Annotated in this window: 14 protein-coding genes and 2 pseudogenes; 8 read left to right on the top strand and 8 right to left on the bottom strand. The window is 70.2% G+C overall.

Going from position 1 to position 19,145, the window contains the following annotated elements; genetic code table 11:
* Positions 1-2: 2 nt before the first annotated feature.
* A complete protein-coding gene (locus ACIA77_RS40620; RefSeq protein WP_395891467.1) occupies positions 3-884 on the top strand; it encodes a metal ABC transporter permease in 882 nt (293 codons plus the stop codon).
* Between the two features lie 220 nt (positions 885-1,104).
* On the opposite strand, the gene ACIA77_RS40615 is transcribed toward ACIA77_RS40620, so the two are convergent.
* The 3 genes and pseudogenes from ACIA77_RS40615 to ACIA77_RS40605 all read right to left on the bottom strand — a co-directional run bounded on the left by ACIA77_RS40615 (position 1,105) and on the right by ACIA77_RS40605 (position 4,907).
* The gene (locus ACIA77_RS40615) at positions 1,105-2,421 is read right to left on the bottom strand and encodes a hypothetical protein (RefSeq protein ID WP_395891466.1); all 1,317 of its coding nucleotides are present in this window, start codon (positions 2,419-2,421) and stop codon (positions 1,105-1,107) included.
* 51 nt (positions 2,422-2,472) lie between these two features.
* Positions 2,473-3,696 (bottom strand): DUF445 domain-containing protein, encoded by a 1,224-nt coding sequence (locus tag ACIA77_RS40610; RefSeq protein ID WP_395891465.1) that lies wholly within the window; start codon positions 3,694-3,696, stop codon positions 2,473-2,475.
* Between the two features lie 41 nt (positions 3,697-3,737).
* Positions 3,738-4,907: pseudogene (locus ACIA77_RS40605) on the bottom strand (DUF445 domain-containing protein).
* 400 nt (positions 4,908-5,307) lie between these two features.
* On the opposite strand from ACIA77_RS40605, the gene ACIA77_RS40600 reads away from it, so the two are divergent.
* The gene (locus ACIA77_RS40600) at positions 5,308-6,768 is read left to right on the top strand and encodes a hypothetical protein (RefSeq protein ID WP_395891464.1); all 1,461 of its coding nucleotides are present in this window, start codon (positions 5,308-5,310) and stop codon (positions 6,766-6,768) included.
* Positions 6,769-7,204: 436 nt separating this feature from the next.
* Here the strand turns inward: ACIA77_RS40600 and ACIA77_RS40595 are convergent, their stop codons facing one another.
* From ACIA77_RS40595 to ACIA77_RS40580, 4 genes are all read right to left on the bottom strand, one after another.
* On the bottom strand, positions 7,205-8,629 hold the full coding sequence (locus tag ACIA77_RS40595) for an FGGY-family carbohydrate kinase (RefSeq protein ID WP_395891463.1): 1,425 nt from the start codon (positions 8,627-8,629) through the stop codon (positions 7,205-7,207).
* Entirely contained in the window at positions 8,626-9,939 is a 1,314-nt protein-coding gene (locus ACIA77_RS40590) for an MFS transporter (protein WP_395891462.1), read from the bottom strand. Before ACIA77_RS40590 ends, ACIA77_RS40595 begins: the two co-directional genes overlap by 4 nt.
* Positions 9,940-10,018: 79 nt before the next feature.
* On the bottom strand, positions 10,019-10,810 hold the full coding sequence (locus ACIA77_RS40585) for a DeoR/GlpR family DNA-binding transcription regulator (RefSeq protein WP_395891461.1): 792 nt from the start codon (positions 10,808-10,810) through the stop codon (positions 10,019-10,021).
* A 7-nt stretch (positions 10,811-10,817) separates the two neighbouring features.
* Positions 10,818-11,429 (bottom strand): histidine phosphatase family protein, encoded by a 612-nt coding sequence (locus tag ACIA77_RS40580; protein WP_395891460.1) that lies wholly within the window; start codon positions 11,427-11,429, stop codon positions 10,818-10,820.
* A 99-nt stretch (positions 11,430-11,528) separates the two neighbouring features.
* Here ACIA77_RS40580 and ACIA77_RS40575 point away from each other — a divergent pair, with 99 nt between their 5' ends.
* The 6 genes and pseudogenes from ACIA77_RS40575 (at position 11,529) to ACIA77_RS40550 (ending at position 17,553) form a co-directional block, all read left to right on the top strand.
* Positions 11,529-12,212 (top strand): HAD family hydrolase, encoded by a 684-nt coding sequence (locus ACIA77_RS40575; RefSeq protein ID WP_395891459.1) that lies wholly within the window; start codon positions 11,529-11,531, stop codon positions 12,210-12,212.
* Between the two features lie 2 nt (positions 12,213-12,214).
* Positions 12,215-13,902, top strand: a pseudogene (locus ACIA77_RS40570) (dihydroxyacetone kinase family protein).
* Complete coding sequence (locus tag ACIA77_RS40565) at positions 13,902-14,357, top strand: ribose-5-phosphate isomerase (protein WP_395891458.1); 456 nt, start codon at positions 13,902-13,904, stop codon at positions 14,355-14,357. Before ACIA77_RS40570 ends, ACIA77_RS40565 begins: the two are co-directional and overlap by 1 nt.
* A gap of 60 nt (positions 14,358-14,417) precedes the next feature.
* Positions 14,418-15,458, top strand: coding sequence for a 2-hydroxyacid dehydrogenase (locus ACIA77_RS40560; RefSeq protein WP_395891457.1), 1,041 nt, complete (start codon positions 14,418-14,420; stop codon positions 15,456-15,458).
* Positions 15,455-16,903 carry an FGGY family carbohydrate kinase gene (locus ACIA77_RS40555; RefSeq protein WP_395891456.1) on the top strand — a complete coding sequence of 483 codons (1,449 nt, stop codon included), beginning with the start codon at positions 15,455-15,457 and terminating at the stop codon, positions 16,901-16,903. Before ACIA77_RS40560 ends, ACIA77_RS40555 begins: the two co-directional genes overlap by 4 nt.
* The gene (locus ACIA77_RS40550; protein WP_395891455.1) at positions 16,903-17,553 is read left to right on the top strand and encodes a class II aldolase/adducin family protein; all 651 of its coding nucleotides are present in this window, start codon (positions 16,903-16,905) and stop codon (positions 17,551-17,553) included. Before ACIA77_RS40555 ends, ACIA77_RS40550 begins: the two co-directional genes overlap by 1 nt.
* A 116-nt stretch (positions 17,554-17,669) precedes the next feature.
* Here the strand turns inward: ACIA77_RS40550 and ACIA77_RS40545 are convergent, their stop codons facing one another.
* Positions 17,670-19,103, bottom strand: coding sequence for an MBOAT family O-acyltransferase (locus ACIA77_RS40545; RefSeq protein WP_395891454.1), 1,434 nt, complete (start codon positions 19,101-19,103; stop codon positions 17,670-17,672).
* Positions 19,104-19,145: the final 42 nt, after the last annotated feature.

Here is a 19,145-nt window from a genome sequence, read left to right as displayed (position 1 = left end):
CCTTGGACGGCATGTTCGACTTCGGCAAGACGTGGGAGCTGATCGTCGCGCTGCCCAGCGTGCAGACGGCCCTCATCGCCGCCGCCGTGCTGGGGCTGGTGGCCGGGATCCTCGGTCCGCTGATCGTGATGCGCCGCATGTCGTTCGCCGTGCACGGCACGTCGGAACTCGCGTTCACCGGCGCGGCCGGCGCCCTGCTGCTGGGCATCGGCGTCGAGTACGGTGCGCTGCTCGGCGCCGTGGCCGCCGCGTTGCTGCTCGGCATCCTCGGCACCCGCGACGCCGACCGCGATTCCGTGATCGGCGTGATCCTGTCCTTCGGGCTGGGCATGGGTGTGCTGCTGCTGTCCTTCTACAAGGGACGGTCGGCGAACAAGTTCGGCATCCTCACCGGCCAGATCATCACGGTGGACTCGACCAACCTCACCGCGCTGGTCATCTCGGCGGTCGCCGTGCTGGCCGTGCTGGCGTGCGTCTACCGGCCCCTGCTGTTCGCCAGCGTGGACCGCAACGTCGCCGTCGCGCGCGGCGTGCCGGTCAAATCGCTGACCGTGGTGTTCGCCCTGCTCGTCGGCGTCGCGACGGCGCTGAGCGTGCAGATCGTGGGCTCGCTGCTGGTCGTCGCGCTGATGGTGACGCCCGCGGCCGCCGCCGCCCGCGTCACGGCCAGCCCGCTGCGCGCCACGGTGCTGTCCGTGGTCTTCGCCGAGGTGTCGGCACTGGGCGGCATCGTCCTGTCCCTGGCGCCGGGCAAACCGGTGAGCGCGTTCGTCACCGCGATCTCGTTCCTGATCTACCTGGTGTGCCGCGTGATCTCCTGGGCCCGCGACCGTCGCAGCGGCGTCAGGCTCACCGTGCCCGAGCGCCGGCCGGTGGCCGTCTGAGCCGCTCCCGCGCCGGGTGCATTTGGTTGGCGGCCTGAATCCGGATCCTTACCGCGACGCGCAACCCACGGCGCGCGGACTGACTCGACGTCGCCACCTCGGCTCTTCGGGGTTGCGGTCACGATGGCGGCCGGCACGGCCCGCACTGCCGCTTCGGCCCCTCAAGTTCGGTCAGCCAACGGGTCAACTCGGGTGGATGACCCGCCCCGGTGTCACTGAGTCAGCGGATCGGGTGGGCGGCCAGCGCCGTCTTCACCGCCGAGATGAAGCCCTCGTCCGTGAACGGCACCAGGCCGCCCGCGACGTTGCGCTCCACGGCCTGCAACACCACCACCTGCGAGTCCACGAACTGGTTCGCCGCCTGCGCCTGGGTCGTCTTGTCGGTCGAGTACGCCAGGTAGGTCAGGTTCGTGAACGCCGCGGTGAGGTAGCGCGAGGACGCGAGGCTGAACGAGTCGCCGTAGATGAGCGTCGGCTTGCTGATCGTGCCCGGCAGCGGGGCCGAGGTGCGGTGCACGGGCTGGTCGATGTTGGCGATGAAGCCCGACGCGCGGTCGGTGACGCCGTCGGGGCGCAGGCTGTACTGCGTGTTCGACTTGACGCCCGATTTGCCGAGCAGCAGCGGCAGGTCGGCGATGGCGTCGTACTGACCGTCCGGAGTGGACATCCAGCTGGTGGTGACACCGGGCTGGATCGTCTCGGCGAGCGTGCGCGTGAGCACGATCCCGCCCTCGTCGCGCCAGTGCGTGTCGTTCGGCGCGTAGATCGGGTGCCCGACGCGCGCGGCGGACGCGGCGAGGGCCGGCCGCAGATCCAGTGAGTGACCGACGGTGGTCATCTTGTACCAGTCGTTCGGCGCGGCCGCCTGCGAGCACTCCTTGCCCGGGTAGCTGTCGGGCAGGAACTGCGGCACCATCGTCGTCTTGTCCGGGGTCACGACGAACACGAACTTCCGGCCGGACGCCTCCACGGCGGCGCGCAGTTCGTCGACCCGCTTCAACGTCGTGTCGAGGTCCTGGGTCGGCGTGCACTTCGCCTCGGCGTCGTAGCCGTAGTAGAGCCAGCCGTCGAGACCCTGCACGACCTTGCGGTAGCCGGCCTGGCTGCTGCCCGGCGAGCTGGGCGTCGTCGGTGCGTTCGGCGCGCCGGGCTGCTGCAGCGGCGGCGCCGGGATCGGGCCGGCGTCCGACGACGGGCCCTGGTCCAGCGGAGCTTCCTCACCGAAGACCGAGCGGCTGACGCCGTCGGCCGCGTTGATGGCGCTCGCCCGGAACGACAGCTGGTCGATCGCCCATTGCGGCAGGCCGGTGAAGAACCCGAACCCGTCGCCGATGCTCGGGAAACCCGCGAGTTTGTGGTTCTCGATCTCCGTCGGCCGCACCCCGAACACCCACAGCAGCGTCGGCGTCGTGAAGAACAGCAACGCGCAGATCAGCGCCGTGAGCTGACGCTTGCCGTGGCGCGGGCGGTGCAGCGCGTGCTCGCGCGGCAGGTACGCCTCGTGGACGGCTGGCAGCTGGTGAGGTTCGGACGCCACTTGCTCACGGTAGCCACTTCGGGTGAACGGGGTGCGGGCAACCGCCGAAACTCAGCCGAGCATCAGCAGGACCTGCAGCTCGCCGACCACGAACCCGATCACGCCGCCGACGGCGATGAGCTTCCACTCGTCCTGCCGGAACGCCGGGCGCAGCAGGCCCTCGAACTCCACGGGCGTGAGCGCGAGCATGCGCTGTTCGATGACCTTGGCGACGTCCATGGCCTGCGTGAGGTAGCCCTCGGCGTAGCGGACCGTCTGCGGCAGCTCCGCGAGCGCCCGTTTCGCCGCTTCGTGCTTCATCTCCTGCAGCCGCCGGCCGCCGACGGCCATCGTGAGCACGGGTTTCGCCAGGCTGGCCTGCTGGTCGACGGCGTGGCCAACCGCTCGTTCGACCATCGCCACGAGCCGGTCGGACTTCGGGCCGCGCAGCACCGCCTCGAGCAGGTTCGCCGTGGTCAGGACCTCGGTGGCGATCAGCTCGCCGTACTGCCGGGCGACCTCGGCGCGCCGGCGCTGGAACTTGCCCTGCAGGATCACCCGGCCGACGCGGACGGGTTCGCGGGGCAGGAAGATCATCTTGATCGCGAGCCAGTCGGTGAACAGGCCGATGCAGCCGCCGAAGATCGGCAGCACGAGCGGCTGGCGCGTGAACGCCCACACGATCGCCTGCACGACCCCGAGGCCGAACCCGAAGAAGATGCCGGCGCGCGCGATGAACGTCATCTCCGGACGCGACGTCTCGCGGATCAGCTTCACGAGCAGGGCCTTGTCGCGCGTGAGGGCTTCGACGGTCATGTGCCGCACGTCGAGCACCTCGTCGAGGTTGTCGCGCACGTCCTCGAGGAACTCGCGCACGAGCCGCGGCGCGTTGGCCTGGACCTGCTTGATGAGCAGCTCCTGCGCGAGCGTCGGCAGGACCTCCCACAGCCTCGGGTGGTGCTCCTCCAGCACGTCGCGGGCGATGCCGTCGACGGCGCGCAGCAGCGGCTGCTCGAGCTCGCGCGTGACGATGACCGGGTCGATCTTGTCGAAGATCTCCTTGATGTCGAGCAGGTTCGTCGTGAGCAGTTCGGTGGCGATGGCCGCCATACGGCCGCCGTGCTTGGGCACCACGCCCTGCCAGCCGAGGAACGGTTTGATGCCGACGAACTCGAGCGGGCGGAACATCATCTCGATCGCGACGCGCTTGGTGACGTAGCCGATGAGCGCGGCGATGAACGGCATCGTGGCGTAGACGGGCCAGTGCCGCGCGAGGTCGTCGAGGACAACGTCCAAACCGGCCTCCCTCCCGCTCAGGGCAGAACGGTATCGCAGTTTCAGTGCAGGTGGACCAGCGCCTGGAGCTCGCCGACGAGTCCGCCGATGACCGCGCCGACGGCGATCAGCTTCCCTTCGTCCTGCCGGAACGCCGGGCGCAGCAGCTGCTCGAATTCGAGCGGCGTGAGCCGGCGCATCCGGTCGACGATCGTGATGCGCACGTCGAGCGCGTTCACGGCGTAGTCCTCGGCGTGGCGGATCGTCTCGGGCACGCGTTCCGCGGATTTCGCGGCGGCGGCCTGCTTCATTTCCTGGAACCGTTTCGTGCCGACGGCGATCGCGACGAACGGCTTCACGACACTCGCCTGTGAATCGATCGTCCGCTGCACCTCGCGGGTGATCACCGTGAACAGGCGATCGGACTTAGGGCCGCGCAACACGGCTTCCAGGAGGTTGGGGACGGTGATGATCTCGCGGGCGATCAGGTCGCCGTAGTCGGCGGCCACCTGGTCGCGGCGCTTCTGGAACACGCCCTGCCACGTGTAGAGGCGAAAGAACCGTTTCGGCTCACGCGGCAGGAAGATCATCTTCAACGCGAGCCAGCCGGTGACCCAGCCGATGCCGAGGCCGAACAGCGGCAGCACGATTGGCGATTTCGCGAGCGTCCACACGAGCAGCTGCGCGCAGCCGGGAACGAAGCCGAAGACGATTCCCGACCGGGCGATGAACTGCATTTCTGGACGGGAGATGTCGCGGATCAGGCGGTTGAGGAGAGCTTTGTCGCGCACGAGGTTCGTCACGACGAGGTGCTTGAGGTCGAGCACGTCCTCGATGGTGCTGGAGATCTCGCGCATGATCTTAGTGATGGCTCGCGGCGCTTCGGCCTGCACGCGCTTGAGCAACAACTGCTACGCGGTGGCGGGCAGCACCTCCCACAGCCGCGGCTGGTAGGTCTCCACCACCTCGCGCGTCACGTCTTCGGCGACTTTGAGCAGCGGCTGCTCGATCTCCTCGGCCGCCTGCGCGGGGTCGAGGCGGGCGAAGATTTCTTTCGGGTCGACGAGGTTCGTGGTGAGCATTTCCGTGGCCGTCGTCGCCATGCGTTCGGCGTTGGCGGGAAGCACCCCCTCGCCAGCCGAGGAACGGTTTGACGCCGACGAACTCGACGGGCCCGAACATCATTTCGATCGCCACGCGCTTGGTGGCGTAGCCGATCAGCGCGGGGGCATCGTCGCGTAGACCTGCCAGCGCTGCACCGCGATCCCTCCCCGTGTCGCGTCCACCGCACGGTAGCGGGCCGCGGCAGGAGCAGGACCTGCGGTTCTCCTGCGCGAGGTCTTGACCAACGTCGGGCGGGGTGTTTCGGGCACTTTCCCCGGATCGAGTCGGGAAAGACCTCTCGGCGTTTGGTGTCGTAGGCGGTGAACGGGGTGGTCGGGTCCGCGCCGGCGTGCGATGCGGTCGTCGAGGATTCGCGCACTGTCCATTCGGGTCTTCTGCCGTTACCGTGGTGTTAGCCGGACTGTCGTCGGCCGGACAGGAAGCCATGCGTGACGGCAGGTTCCGCATTTCGTAATGCAGCCGTTTGGCGGTACGTCCGGACGCACCGTCCCTCACTAAGGTGGCCCGATGGTCGCGCCCGAGAAGTCCGAAGCCACCCCGAAGAGCGCCGCGTTCGCGGTCGCCGTCAGGGGTTACAACCAGCGCCAGGTCGATGAGCGCCTCACCGCGCTCACGCGCGAGCTGCGGGAGACGTCCCGCAGCCGCGACGAGGCCATCGCGACGTCCGGTGAGCTGTCGAAGGCTCTCACCACCACTCAGAACGAGCTCTCCGAGGCGAAGTCCGCGCTGGTGCGGCTGAGCTCGAGCCCGTCGGGCGCGGGCGCGATGGCTGAGCGCGTGCGCATGATGATGCAGCTCGCCGAGGAGGAGATCGCCGACCTGCGCGCCGCGGCCGAAGCCGACGCCGCCTCCACTCGCACCGAGGCCGACAAGTACGCGCACGAAACCCAGCGCACGATGGAACGCCTCGCGAAGGAAGCCGAAGCCGAACGCGACCGGCTTCTCGCCGAAGCCCAGGCCGACATCGCGTCCCGCCTGCAGGCCGCCGAGGACGACATCGCCGCGCGCACCGCCGCCGCCCACGCCGACATCGAATCCCGCACCCTCGCCGCCGACGAGGACATGGCCTCCCGCACGGCCGCCGCCAACGCGGACATCGAATCCCGCACCCGCGCGGCCGACGAAGACATCGCGACCCGCACCGCCGCGTGCAACGAGGACATCGCCACCCGCACGGCTGCGGCCGACGAAGACATCGCGACCCGCACGGCCGCGGCCGACGAAGACATCGAGCGCCGCACGACCGCCGCGAACGAGGACATCGAGCTCCGCACCCGCGCCGCCGACGAAGACATCGCTTCGCGCACCACCGCCGCCGACGAGGACATCGCCTCCCGCACGGCCGCCGCCAACGCGGACATCGAATCCCGCACCCGCGCCGCGGACGAGGACATCGAGTCCCGCACCACTGCGTGCAACGAGGACATCGCCACCCGCACCGCCGCGGCCAACGCCGACATCGAGTCCCGCACCCAGGCCGCCGACCGCGCCCGCACCGAGGCCGACGAAGCCGCCGCCCGCGCCCGCACCGAAGCCGACGAGGCCTCCGCCACCGCCCGCGCCGAAGCCGACGCCGCCGCGGAAGCCGCCTCCGCCGCCGGCCGCGCCGAAGCCGACCGCCTCGCGTCCGAAGAGATCGCCACCAAGAAGTCCCAAACGGACTCCGCTCTCGCCGACGCCCTCCAGAAGCAAGCCGAGGCCACCGAGTCCCGCACCCTGGCGCTCGACCTGCGCGCCAAGGTCGCCGACCGCATCGCCGCCACCAACGCGGCGGTCCAGGAAGCCCTCCGCCTCCTCTCCCCTCAGGACCAGGCCGCCACCGACCCGACCACCCCCGCCGACCCGACCCCGGCCGACTCTCTGGACACGGACTCGTCCGCCGCCACCGCAGACGCCGAGCCCTCGACTCCGGCCACGCCCTCAACGCCGAACAACTCGACGAACTCCAGCAGGCCCTCCAGCCGCTGAGCTATTCCTCCATCCACCCTCGCGGGCCCACCACCGGTGGGCCCGCTCTTCTTTGCCCTCAACCCTTGCATTCGCGTGCGAGCCCAGTCGAATAGCGCGGCGTCGTGACCGGCCCGTGTCGCGGGATCTGCCGGCTGGTTCAAACGGGCCGCACCGGGGGTGGCTTGGCCGTGTCGCGGGTCGCGGAGTCCTGCATGCGAGTTCAGCCGACAGAAACGCCCATTGGCCGGTGTCCGTGAGGGCTCAAGGCTGTTGGATCCGGCCCGCCCACTCTCCGACGACAGGCGAGGTGGAGTTCGCCATCGGCCGCGCCCGTTCCCCGTGCGGGCGCCGCGGTGGTCCATTCGTTTGCTGTCGAAGCCACGCCACGTTCGCCGGGTGCTGTATCGACTTATCGCCTCCGGGGTGTGCGCCGGCCCGGCCACCTGAGAGGTCGTCAGCGCAGGGCGGTTTTCACCAAGTCGTCGTCGATCCACCCCCGCTCGTGCAGGGCTGTGCAGAACCTGCGGTACGACGTCGCCAGCGCGCCCCGCTCGGAGAGCGACGATTCCGCCAGCCTGCCGGCTGGCACGTCCGCGCACGCTTCCGCCAGCCCGCCCGGCAGCAACCCCGCCGCGGCCAGGAGGGCGGCGCCGTAGGCGGTCTCGGCGTGCGGTGCCACGCTCAGCGGCAGGCCGGTGACCGTCGCCCGGATCTGCGTCCACAACGGACTCCGGCTCCCGCCGCCGGCCGCGAGCAGAGGTCCTTCGACGGAGATTCCCAACCGTCGCACGTGGTCCAGGGCGAGGCGCTCGATGAACGCCACACCTTCGAGACGTGCGCGGTGTAGCTCAACCGAGTCGGCCGGCGACCCGAGAACGAACCCCTCCGCGTCTCCGCTCGCGAAAGGAAACCGCTCTCCCTTCCGTCGCAACGGGAAGGTCACCACCCCCGCCGGTCCCCGTGACGCAGCAGCGGCGTCCAGCGCTGCCAGATCTTCGGCGTCCGACACCGCCTCGCCGCCGGTGTTCGACGCGCCGCCCGGCAGCCACCAGCCGTCCGGGTGCCGGTGGCTGTACATCACCCCGGTCGGGTCCGGCACGAGCGAGTCCGTGACCCCCTTCAGCACGTACGTCGTCCCGAGGATCCCGACGAACCGGCCCGGCGCCACGGCACCCGCCGCGAGCTGGCCCGCGCACCCGTCCGTCATGCCGGCCACGACGGCACACCCGGCGGGCAGCCCCGCGATCGGCGCAGCCACCTCACCGTGCACGGTCGTGGGCGCGACCACCGGCGGCAGCATCGACAGCGGTACGCCCAGCCCGTCGAACACCTCGACCGGCCACTCGCCGGCCAACGGGTCGTACCCGCTCTTCAACGCGTGCGACCAATCCGCCGCCACCGGACCACCGACGAGCTTCGCCGCGATCACGTCCGCCGTGTGCCGGATGCCGACCGAAGACGTGTGCTCGGCCAGCCACCCGATCCGGCCGAGCGCCGCCGTCGGCGAGACGCCGGACCCGAGCCTCCGCCAACGCGAAGCCCCCAACTCCGCCGCTTTCGCGTTCCGGTCCGCGCCGCGACGGTCGTCGTACATCAGCGCCGGCGTCACCGGCTCGCCGCGTGCGTCGACACCGACGATCGTTCCCGATGTCGCCGCCACCGCAACCGCCGCGATCTCGCGCGCAGACACGGCCGACGTCACCTTCACCAGCGCCGACTCGACCGCCGGCCACCACGCCCGGGCATCCTGCTCGCTGCGCCCGTCACCGGAACGCACCGGTGCCGGCAGCTCCGCGGCGGCCGTGGCCAGCACTTTCCCCGCCTCCACCGCGAAGGCCCGGACCCCCGCGGTGGCGACGTCGATTCCGATCGTGATCACACGCCGCCGACTTCCTGCAGGCTGCGGTCCCCGGCGATCGCCCGCGCCGTCTCCTTGGGCAGCTTCAGGAACCGCACCAGCACCGCGGCCACGAGGTACAGCGCCGCGAAGATCACGACCACGCCGGCCGCACCCGCCGGCCCGAGGAACAGCGACACGATCGCCGGCCCGACGAACGCCGCGGCGCCCGCGCCGAGGTTCAGCAGCGCCATCGCGCCACCCTTGTTCTCCGGCGCCAGCGACGGCAGCAACGCGGAGATCGGCACGAACCCGGCCAGCGTCGCCCCGTAGAGCGCGCCCACGATCAGCGCCAGCCAGTAGTACTGCGCGCCCATCGCGATCGGCACGAAGTACAGCAGCAGGATCGAGATCGCGCAGCCGATCGCGCCGAACCAGAAGATCGTGGTGCGCCAGCCGATCCGGTCGCTCAGCACCCCGAAGATGAGGTTGAAGAAGATGTTCGTCCCGTAGATCACCGACACCAGCAGCAGCCACCGGCTTTCGCCGAAACCGATCTGGTCGATGAAGATCGTCGGGAAGAACACCAGCATGCCGAACTCCGGCGCGGTGTTGATGATCCGCACGACCATCCCGACCCCGACCCGCGGCTTGCGCCACGCGATCGACACACTGGAAACGAGGCTCTGCACCGGCTTCACGTCAGGCGGTGCCAGCCTCCCGTAACCCGTTCGCTGCCGAACGCCCAGCACCGCGATCAGCCCGCCGAGCGCCAGCAAGCCCACCGACACCCACAGCGTGCCGAAGTGCCCGAACAGCGGGTTGGTGAAGCTCGCGACCAGCGCCCCCAAGGTCGGCAACCCACCGGTGAACGCGAAGTAGAACCACCCGACCGCCGCACCGAGCCGTGCGACCGGGGCGACCGCCGTGATCCACACCAGGAACCCGAACGCGAACATCGGGTACCCGAAGCCCCTGATGCCGTAGCAGATCAGCATCAGCGGGTAGTTGCCGGCGCCGAGCCCGATCGTCAGGAACAGCACGTCGAACACCAGCCAGATCGCCAGGCCGATGAGCATCACCCGGCGCGGCCCCCACAGTTCCGACAGCGCACCCGACAGCCACGACGCCAGCATCACCGCGACGCCGTACACGGTGATCACGTACGACGCGCGGATCTCCGTACCCGCTCCGTTCTCGGCCATGTACGGCGCGATGAACCCCGACTCGACCCCGTCGCCGATCATGAACAGCAACAGGCCCACGTAGCCGAGGAACAGCGGCGCAGGCAGGCCCCACCGCGTGAGCACACGGCCGAACCCGGACAGCTCCCTTGGTGCCGACTCGTTCATACACGCCTCCATGACGTCGTGAGTGCAACTTATCATGGATCATGTGAAGTTCGCACGCAAGAGTGTTAACTCGATCAGTTCAATCGATGTCCTCGGAGATCTCGAGCTCGACGCGGCTGCGCAGCTCGTCGGCGAGGTGCGCATCGATCTCCTCGTCCACGATGAGCAGGTCGAAGTCGCCCAGCGGCGCGAGCCGGTGCAGCGCGGTGCGCTCCATCTTGCTGGCGTCCATCAGCAGCACCTTGCGCCGCGCGCTGGCCAGCATCGCGCGCTTGACCATCACGATCTCGGGCTCCTGGTGGTACGTCATCTCGGTGTTCATCGCCGACGTCGAGACGAACGCGATGTCGACCGAAAGCCGCTCGATCGCTTCCAGGCACTGCATGCCGAGGAAGCTGTCGTGCGTGGGCGAGTAGTCCCCGCCGATGCAGATGAGCCGCAGGTCTTCGACGTCTTTGAGCACGTCGATGGCGCCGAGGTAGTTGGTCGCGACCGTCAACGGCGCCATCGGCGGGAGCAGCTTGGCCAGCGCCAGCGCGGTCGTCGAATCGTCGAGCAGGACGGACATCCCGGGCTCGACGTGCTCGACCGCGTTCATCGCGATCAGGCGTTTGGCGCCGGCGTGCGCGTTCATCCGGTACTCGGCGTTGCTCTCGAAAACCGTCGACGGCATGGCCGACACGCCACCGCGGTACTTCCGCAGCAGCCCCCTCCTGACCAGTTCGTCGATGTCCCGGTGCACCGTCATGTTGCTGACGCCCGTGAGGTCCACGAGGTCGCCGATGGTGGCCGAACCCGTGTTGAACACGTAGTCGACCAGCATCTGCTGGCGGCTCTCGCGTGAGTGCGCGGGCGATTTGTCACTCGACATGGCGTGATTATCGCGTGTCGACCGGCAGGTTGAAGCGCAGCAGGGCCGTGTGGTCGTCGTCCACCTCCAGTTCGGTGATCGCGGTGTTCCCCAGCCGGGGGAACACGGTGCGGTACCGGTCGAGGGGGATCCCCAGCAGGCGGCAGAAAGTGAGCCGCAGCAGCGTGTTGTGGGCGACGACCAGTGCGACTCCGTCGGTGCGTCGCGAGATCTCGCGCAGGGCCCGCGCGCCGCGGTCGGCCGCCGCGGCCGGGTCTTCGGCACCGGGGAACGACCCGGCGATCGGGTCCGCGAGGAACCTCTCGACCGAGTCGGGGTTGGTTCGGCGAACCTCGTCGCGCGTTTTGCCCTCGATGAGGCCGAAGTGGACTTCCCGCAGGTCGTCGACGATTTCCGGCGCGAGATCGAGGGCCTCGGCGGCGGGGGCGATCGTGCGCCGGGCGCGGTACTGGGGCGAGCAGAACAGTGCGTCCGGCTTCACTTCGCGTGCGTAACGACCCAGCGCTTCGGCCTGGCGGAGGCCTTCGTCGGTCAGCGCGACCTCGCTGCTGCCCGCGTACCGGTTCTCGGTGTGCCATTCCGTCTGTCCGTGCCTGGTCAGCAGCAGTCGCGTGCCCACTCGTGCTCCTCCGGGTGTGATCGACCCTTGCGAACTTCTCATCAGCCCTGTTAACTTAACACAGTCCGTGTGAACGGAGGCTCTGGAAGGAATGGCTGGATGACGCTCGACGCGGTGGTGTTCGACCTCGACGGTGTTCTCGTTGACAGTGAACACCTCTGGGAGGAGAACTGGATCGCTTGCGCGGCGCGTCACCAGGTCGAGTGGACGGCCGAGGACACCGCGTCGGTGCAGGGGATGAGCGCGCCCGAATGGGCCGCGTACCTCGCACGCCGTTGCGGGGTACCGGGCCGGGCCGAGGCCGTGGAACGCGAGGTGGTGGACGGCATGATCGCTTCGATCGACGCCGGGCACGCGCCTCTGCTGCCCGGCGCCGGTGAGATGGTGCGCGAGGTCGGTGCGCGGGTGCCGATCGCGCTCGCGTCGTCCGCCGCACGGCGGGTGATCGACGCGGTGCTGGCCAAGCACGGGCTCGGCGGCGAGTTCACGGCGACGGTGTCGAGCGCCGAGGTCGCGCGCGGTAAACCGAGTCCCGACGTGTACCTGGAAGCCGCCGCGCGCCTCGGCCGGCCGGGCCGGGATTGCCTCGGCGTCGAAGACTCCGGCAACGGCATCCGGGCGGCGGTCGCGGCCGGGCTCACGGTCGTCGCGCTGCCCAACCCCGCGTACCCGCCGAAGCCCGACGCGCTCGAGCTGGCGAGCGCGATCGCCGAAGACAACGACGACGTCCGCCGGAAGCTGCTGGCCTACCTGGCCGGCGAGCCGGTGGCGGCGAGGGACTGACGATGACCACCCTGGGTTCCCCGGACACGTTCAAGCGACAGTGGCTGGACGGGTTCGTCACCGCGTACGGCCGGACCGTGCGCAAGGTGTCGGACGCGTACGGAGTCTTGCGCCGGGAAGCCGCGGTGCGGCCCGGCAAGGTCGCCGTGGTGATCGGTGGCGGCTGCGGCCACTACCCAGCGTTCGCCGGGCTGGTCGGGCCGGGTCTCGCCGACGGCGCAGTGGTGGGCGACGTGTTCACCAGCCCGAGCGCCGAGCAGGTCTACCGCACTGCCCGGGCGGCCGACAACGGTGCCGGGGTGTTGTTCGGCTTCGGCAACTACCAGGGCGACGTGCTGCACTTCGGCCTCGCCGCGCGGCGGCTGGCCGCCGAGGGCATCCGGAGCCGCACCGTGCTCGTCACCGACGACATCGCGAGCGGTCCCGCCACGGAACCCGAGCGGCGCCGGGGCGTCGCGGGTGACTTCCTGGTGTTCAAGATCGCCGGTGCGGCCGCCGAACGGGGTTACGACCTCGACGCGGTGCACGACGTCGCAGCGAAGGCCAACGCGCGGACGCGCACGTTCGGCGTGGCGTTCGGCGGCTGCACGCTGCCGGGTGCCGACGGCCCGCTGTTCACCGTCGCCGACCGGGAGATGGAGCTGGGGCTCGGTATCCACGGCGAACCCGGCGTCCGCACGGTCGACCGGCTGTCGGCGGCAGAACTCGCCGACGCACTGGTGGACGGGCTCCTGCCGGAGCTGCCGTCCGGCGACGGGCGGGTCGTGGCCCTGCTGAACGGGCTCGGCCGCACCAAGTACGAGGAAATGTTCGTCGCCTACGCGCGGGTCCACGAGCGGCTCGCGAGGCCGGCCTGAGCCCGGTGCACACCGAGGTGGGCGAGTTCGTCACGTCGCTCGACATGGCCGGTGTCTCGCTGTCGATCCTGGTGCTCGACGACGAGCTGGCCGAGCTCTACGCGGCGCCGTGCGACACACCGGGGTACCGCACCACCGGCGCGGCGCTGGCGCAGGTCGGACTCGAGTCCACAGTGGATGAACTGTTGACGCAAGCGGAACCGGGAACCGGTGTGGTGGACCGAGTGCTCTCCGCGGCGTTGCAGCGCATCGAAGAGAACGAAGCGGAACTGGGCCGGCTCGACGCCGTCGCCGCCGACGGCGACCACGGGCTCGGCATGACCCGCGGGATGCGGGCCGCGGTCGCCGCGGCCCGGCGCACCGGCGAAACGGTGTCGGGTGCGTTGCTGGCGGCCGGCACGGCGTTCGCCGACGCGGCAGGTGGAGCGTCCGGGGCGCTTTACGGGGTGCTGCTGGCGCAGACCGGCGCGGGGCTGAAGGGCTTGTCCGCCAACGAGATCACGACGTCGGTGCTGGCCGACGCCCTTGACGCGGCAGTGCGGGCGTTCACCGAACTCGGCAAGGCCGAGCCGGGTGACAAGACGATGCTCGACGCCATCGAGCCGTTCCGCTCGACCCTGCGCGAGCACACCGACGCCGACGTGGTCCAGGCCTGGCGGACGGCGGCACAGGCGGCCGTCTCCGCGGCAGGCGAGACGGCGCACCTGCGGCCGGTGAAGGGCCGCGCGGCCAGGCTGGCCCAGCGGAGTGAAGGCCACTCCGACCCGGGTGCGGTTTCGTTCTCCTTGCTGGTCACGGCAGTCGGCGAAGAGCTGGGAAGGAGCGGTTGCTGATGCGGATCGTGGTGGCGGCGGACAACGCCGGCGTCGAGCTCAAGAACCAGCTTCGGGACCTGCTGCTGGCCGACGAGCGCGTCGACGACGTGGCCGACCTCGGGGTTGCCGACGCCGGGGACGAGCGTGCGTACCCCCTGCTCGGGCTCGAAGCGGCCGAAGCCATCGCGCGGGGCGACGCCGACCGCGGGGTGCTGGTGTGCGGCACCGGGATCGGCATGGCGATCTCGGCGAACAAGGTGCCGGGCGTGCGGGCCACCGTCGCGCACGACTCCTACTCCGCCGAGCGCTCGGTCAAGTCCAACGACTGCCAGGTGATCACCTTCGGCGCCCGCGCGATCGGGCCCGAGGTGGCGAAGAAGATCGTCGCCGAATGGGTCGGGTACCGCTTCGACCCCGCGTCGGCGAGCGCGACGAAGGTCGCGCACATCACCGAGTACGAGAACGCCCACTGACCACCAGGCCGGGCGTCCGCCGGGGCGCACGATCGGCACAGAGCGAGTGAGGGAGCAGAGTTGCACATTCTCGCTGCGGGAGACCACTTCGTCGGCCCTGGCCTGCTGGCCGGAGCCGTTCGAGCGGAGCTCGGCGGTGACCACGAGGTCGCCGAACTGCTGCTGCCATGGCCCGTCGAGCCGTTCGGGCCGGTCGGTGAAGTCCAGGAAGCCAGCGGCACCGAAGACCAGGTGATCGAAGCGCTGGGTGACGCGAAGGTCGCCGTGACGCAGATGGCGCCGTTCACCAAACGCGTTTTCGCGGCCACACCGAACCTGGAGCTCGTGTCGGTGTGCCGGGGTGGGCCGGTGAACGTCGACCTGGCGGCGGCGACGGAGGCCGGCGTCGCCGTCACTTACGCTCCGGGGCGCAACGCCGGTGCGGCCGCGGAGTTCGCGGTGGGCATGATCCTGGCGGCGATGCGGCGGATCGCCACGTCGTCGGCTGAGCTTCTGGGCGGTACCTGGCGCGGCGACTACTACGCCTACGACCAGGCCGGGTCCGAGCTGGGCGGGACGACGGTCGGGCTCGTCGGCTACGGCGCGATCGGTTCCCGCGTCGCGAAGGTGCTGGTGGCGTTCGGAGCCGACGTGGTGGTCGCCGACCCGTTCGCGGACCGGGCCGTGGTGCAGGCTGACGGTGCGCGGCTCGTCGAGCTCGACGACCTGTTGAAGCAGAGCCGCGTGGTGAGCCTGCACGCCCGGCTCACGGAGGAGACGCGGAACCTGATCGACGCGAGCAAACTGGCGCTGCTGCCGCGCGGCGCCGTGCTGGTCAACACCGCGCGCGGCGGCCTGCTCGACTACGGGCCACTGCCGGAAGCGCTGCGGTCCGGGCAGCTCGGCGCACTCGCTCTGGACGTGTACGACGTCGAACCGCCGCCGGCGAACTGGGCTCTGCGCGACGCGCCGAACGTCGTGGCCACGCCGCACCTGGCCGGTGCGAGCCGGCAGACGGCGGAACGTGCGGCGGCGATCGTGGCCGCCGAGGTCGGCCGGTTCGCCCGCGGTGAGCAGCTGGCGAACGTCGCGAACCCCGAGGTGCTCGGGCGGCGGCCGTGATCGTCGGAGTCGACATAGGGACCTCACTCACCAAGGCGGTCGTGTTTGACGAGGACGGCAGCTCCGTCGCGAGCGCGTGCACCCCGTCCGAGGTGCACCACCACACGGGTGGACTCGTGGAGCAGGACCTCGACCAGGTCGTTGGCACGGTCGTGACCGTCGTGCGCGAGGTGGCCGCGCGACTGCCCGAACCGGTCACGGCCCTGGCTCTCACCGGTCAAGGCGACGGCATGTGGCTGCGCGACGAGCGCGGCGCCGCTGTGCGTCCCGCGATCTCGTGGCTCGACGCCAGGGCCAACACGCTGCTGTCGAAGTGGCAAGCGGACGGCGTGGCGCGAGAAGTGTTCCGCCGCACGGGATCCGGCATGTTCCCGGGCTGCGCGGCGGCCATCATGTCCTATCTGGACGGTCGTGAGCCGGAGGTGCTCGACCGCGCGGTGGTGGCGGGCTACTGCGTCGACGCGGTGGTGCAGCGGCTGACGGGTGAGATCACCGTCGATGCTTCCGACGCGTCGTTGCCGTTCCTCGACCAGGCCACCCGGCAGTACGACGAAGGCGCGATCGAGGCGTGCGGCCTCAGCCATCGGCGGAGCTTGTTCGCCGACCCGGCACCACCGAAGACCGTCTTCCGGCTCAACGCCGGCGGAGCCGAGCTGCTGGGCCTGCCGGTCGGGTTGCCCGTCACGGCCGGGCCGTTCGACCTGCCCGCCAGCGCGATCGGCGCCGGAGTGCGGGAGCCGGGCGACGGCATCCTCACCGCGGGCACCACCCTCGCGTGTCAGGTGCTCACGGCCGACGCCGCGTTCGACCGCGAGGGTGAGCCGGCCGGGATGTTTCTGTCCACACCGGACGAATCGCGATTCCTGCGGGCGATGCCGGCGATGGTCGGCACCGCGGGCATCGACTGGGTGTGTGCGTTGCTGGGCATCGACGTCACGGAGATCGACGCGCTGCTGGCCAGCAGCGCGGCGGGCGCGGGTGGGGTGCGGTCGTTGCCGTTCCTGTCGGTTTCCGGGGAGCGCGCGCCGTTCGTCGACGCGGGTGCGCGGGCGCAGTTCGCCGGGCTGAGCCTGGAAAGCAGCCGGGGTGACGTGGTGCGGGCGCTGTGCGAATCGATCGCGTTCGCCGCGCGGCACTGCTTCGAGGCGGCCGGGCTTTCGGGCCGCCTGTACGCGTGCGGTGGGGGCGTGCGCTCGCCGGAGTGGATCCGGATCTTCGCCGATGTGCTGGGCCGGCCGATCGTGATCCCGAGCGATCCGGGCGTCGGCGCGCGGGGCGCGGTTCTCACGGCCGCGTCGGCGCTCGGCACTCCGTTCGACCAGGAGCGGTGGGCGGCCAACTCGCGGACCGTGGCCGTCCGGCCGGAGAATGTCGAGGTCTACGAGCGCGGTTACGCCGACTACCAGGCATCCCTCGCCGCCGCGCGCGGACTGTGGAGGCTGTGATGATCCTCGAGGACGAGCGGGCCGCCGTCTGCGACTACGCGCGTCGCCTGACGGCCGACGGCCTGGTCGTCGGTACCTCCGGCAACATCTCCGTCCGCGACGGTGCGTTGGTCGCTGTCACGCCCACGGGCGTCGACTACGGCGGCCTGCGTCCGGCCGACATCCCGGTCGTGAGCCTCGACGGCGAACCCGTCGAGGGCGACCTGCGGCCGACGAGCGAACTCCCGATGCACCTCACCATCTACAACCGCGCCGCCGACCCGGACGGCGCCCCGGTCACCGCGGTCGTCCACACGCACTCCGTGCACGCCACCGCCGTTTCGACCCTGGTCGACGAGGTCCCGCCCATCCACTACATGCTCGCCACCATCGGCGCGACCGCCCGCGTCGCCCCGTACGCGACCTACGGCACCGACGCGTTGGCCCACAACATGCTCAAAGCCCTCGACTCCCGCCGCGGCTGCCTCCTGGCCAACCACGGCACCATCACCTACGGCGACACCCTGCACTCCGCGTACGACCGCGCCCAGCAACTCGAGTGGGTCTGCCGCCTGTGGCTCCTGGCCCGCTCCGCCGGCACCCCGGCGCTGCTGCCCCCGGAGGAGATCGAGCACGTGGTGGACAAACTCCGGGGGTACGGCCAGCGCTGATCCACAGCCGCGGCAAGGCCTCCCGGTTCTTCACGCCGGCAGCGTGCCGATGCCGCTACGTCCACGAAAGACCAAACCGCGGGACCGTTCGCCCGTCGGTGGCCGGCCCTGTTTCGTCAGAATTGGTAGTAGAGGAACGGACTGAAAGTCCCCGTCGCGACCAGGATTGCGGCGTAGACGAGGCCGACGGTCATCACGCCGATGCGGAGAGCCGTGGCGGGGCGGGTGCGGGAGGACTCCAGAAGGGGGCCCGTCACGGGGTGGGCGGGGAGGAGGAAGACCGCGAGGGCCAGGATCAGGATCAGGAGGCGCTGGTTGGTCAGCGCGCTGGACACGACGTCGCCCAGGCCGGTGAAGTCCGGGAGGAGCATGTGGCCGATCATGGAGAGCGCGTGGGCCAGGTCGGCGGAGCGGAAGAAGACCCAGCCGAACACCACGAGGACCAGGGTGAGCAGGCGGCGGGCGAGGCGGGCGACGCGGCCGGTCGGGGTGTTGCCCCAGTTGAAGCGGCGTTCGATGACCAGCAGGGCGCCGTGGTAGCAGCCCCAGATGAGGAACGTCCACTGGGCGCCGTGCCAGAAGCCCGTCAGGACGAAGACGATGCAGAGGTTGCGGTAGGTCTTGCCGGCGCCGGAGCGGTTGCCGCCGAGGGGGATGTAGACGTAGTCGCGGAACCAGCGTGACAGGGACATGTGCCAGCGGCGCCAGAACTCCGTGATGGTGACCGACGAGTACGGCCGCGCGAAGTTCTCCGGCAGGCGGAAGCCCAGCATGCGGCCGAGGCCAATGGCCATGTCCGAGTAGCCGGAGAAGTCGAAGAACAGCTGCAGCGTGTAGCCGACGGCGCCGAGCCAGGCCGTCGCGAACGTCATCTGGTCGCTGGGCGTCGAGAAGCACGCTTCGACCATCGGGGAGAGCGAGTCGGCGACGATGGACTTCTTGCACAGGCCCAGCGCGAACCGCGGGAAGCCGGCGGCGATGTCGTCGAGACGGTGCGAACGCTGCTGCGGTAGCTGGTCCGCGATTTCGCGGTACCGCACGATCGGGCCCGCGATGAGCTGCGGGAACATCGCGATGTACGCCGCGAAGGACACCGGGTTGCGCAGCGCGTGCCGTTCGCCGCGGTAGATGTCCACGACGTACGAAATGTGGTGGAACGTGTAGAACGAGATGCCGATCGGCACCACGATGTTCGCGACGCCGACGTCCCCGCCGAACCAGTGTGCGACGGCCGCGATCTGCTGCGTCGCGAAGCCCGCGTACTTCCAGATCACCAGCACGAGCACGTCGAGCGTGACGACGCCGATGAGGATCCGCTTGCGCCGCTTGCCGTGCACGTCCCACGGGCTGGGCTCGAGGGCCGGGCCCACGAGGAAGTTCACAGCCATGCAGCCCAGCAGCAGGAACAGGTACGGCCCGGCGCCGATCGTGTAGAACAGCAGGCTCGCCACCGCGACGATCGCGTTGCGCCAGCTGCGCGGGCACACCAGCACGGCGACCAGCACCGCCGGCATGAAGTACCACAAGAACAGCGGCGAAACGAACGACATCGGTGACGGACCCCCTCGGTTCCGGAGCTGACCTTAGCCCGA

This window comes from Amycolatopsis sp. NPDC051903 (assembly GCF_044452505.1).
GTDB lineage: Bacteria > Actinomycetota > Actinomycetes > Mycobacteriales > Pseudonocardiaceae > Amycolatopsis.
The sequence above is the reverse complement of the archived record's forward strand: the minus strand, read 5'-3'. Positions and strand labels throughout refer to the sequence as shown.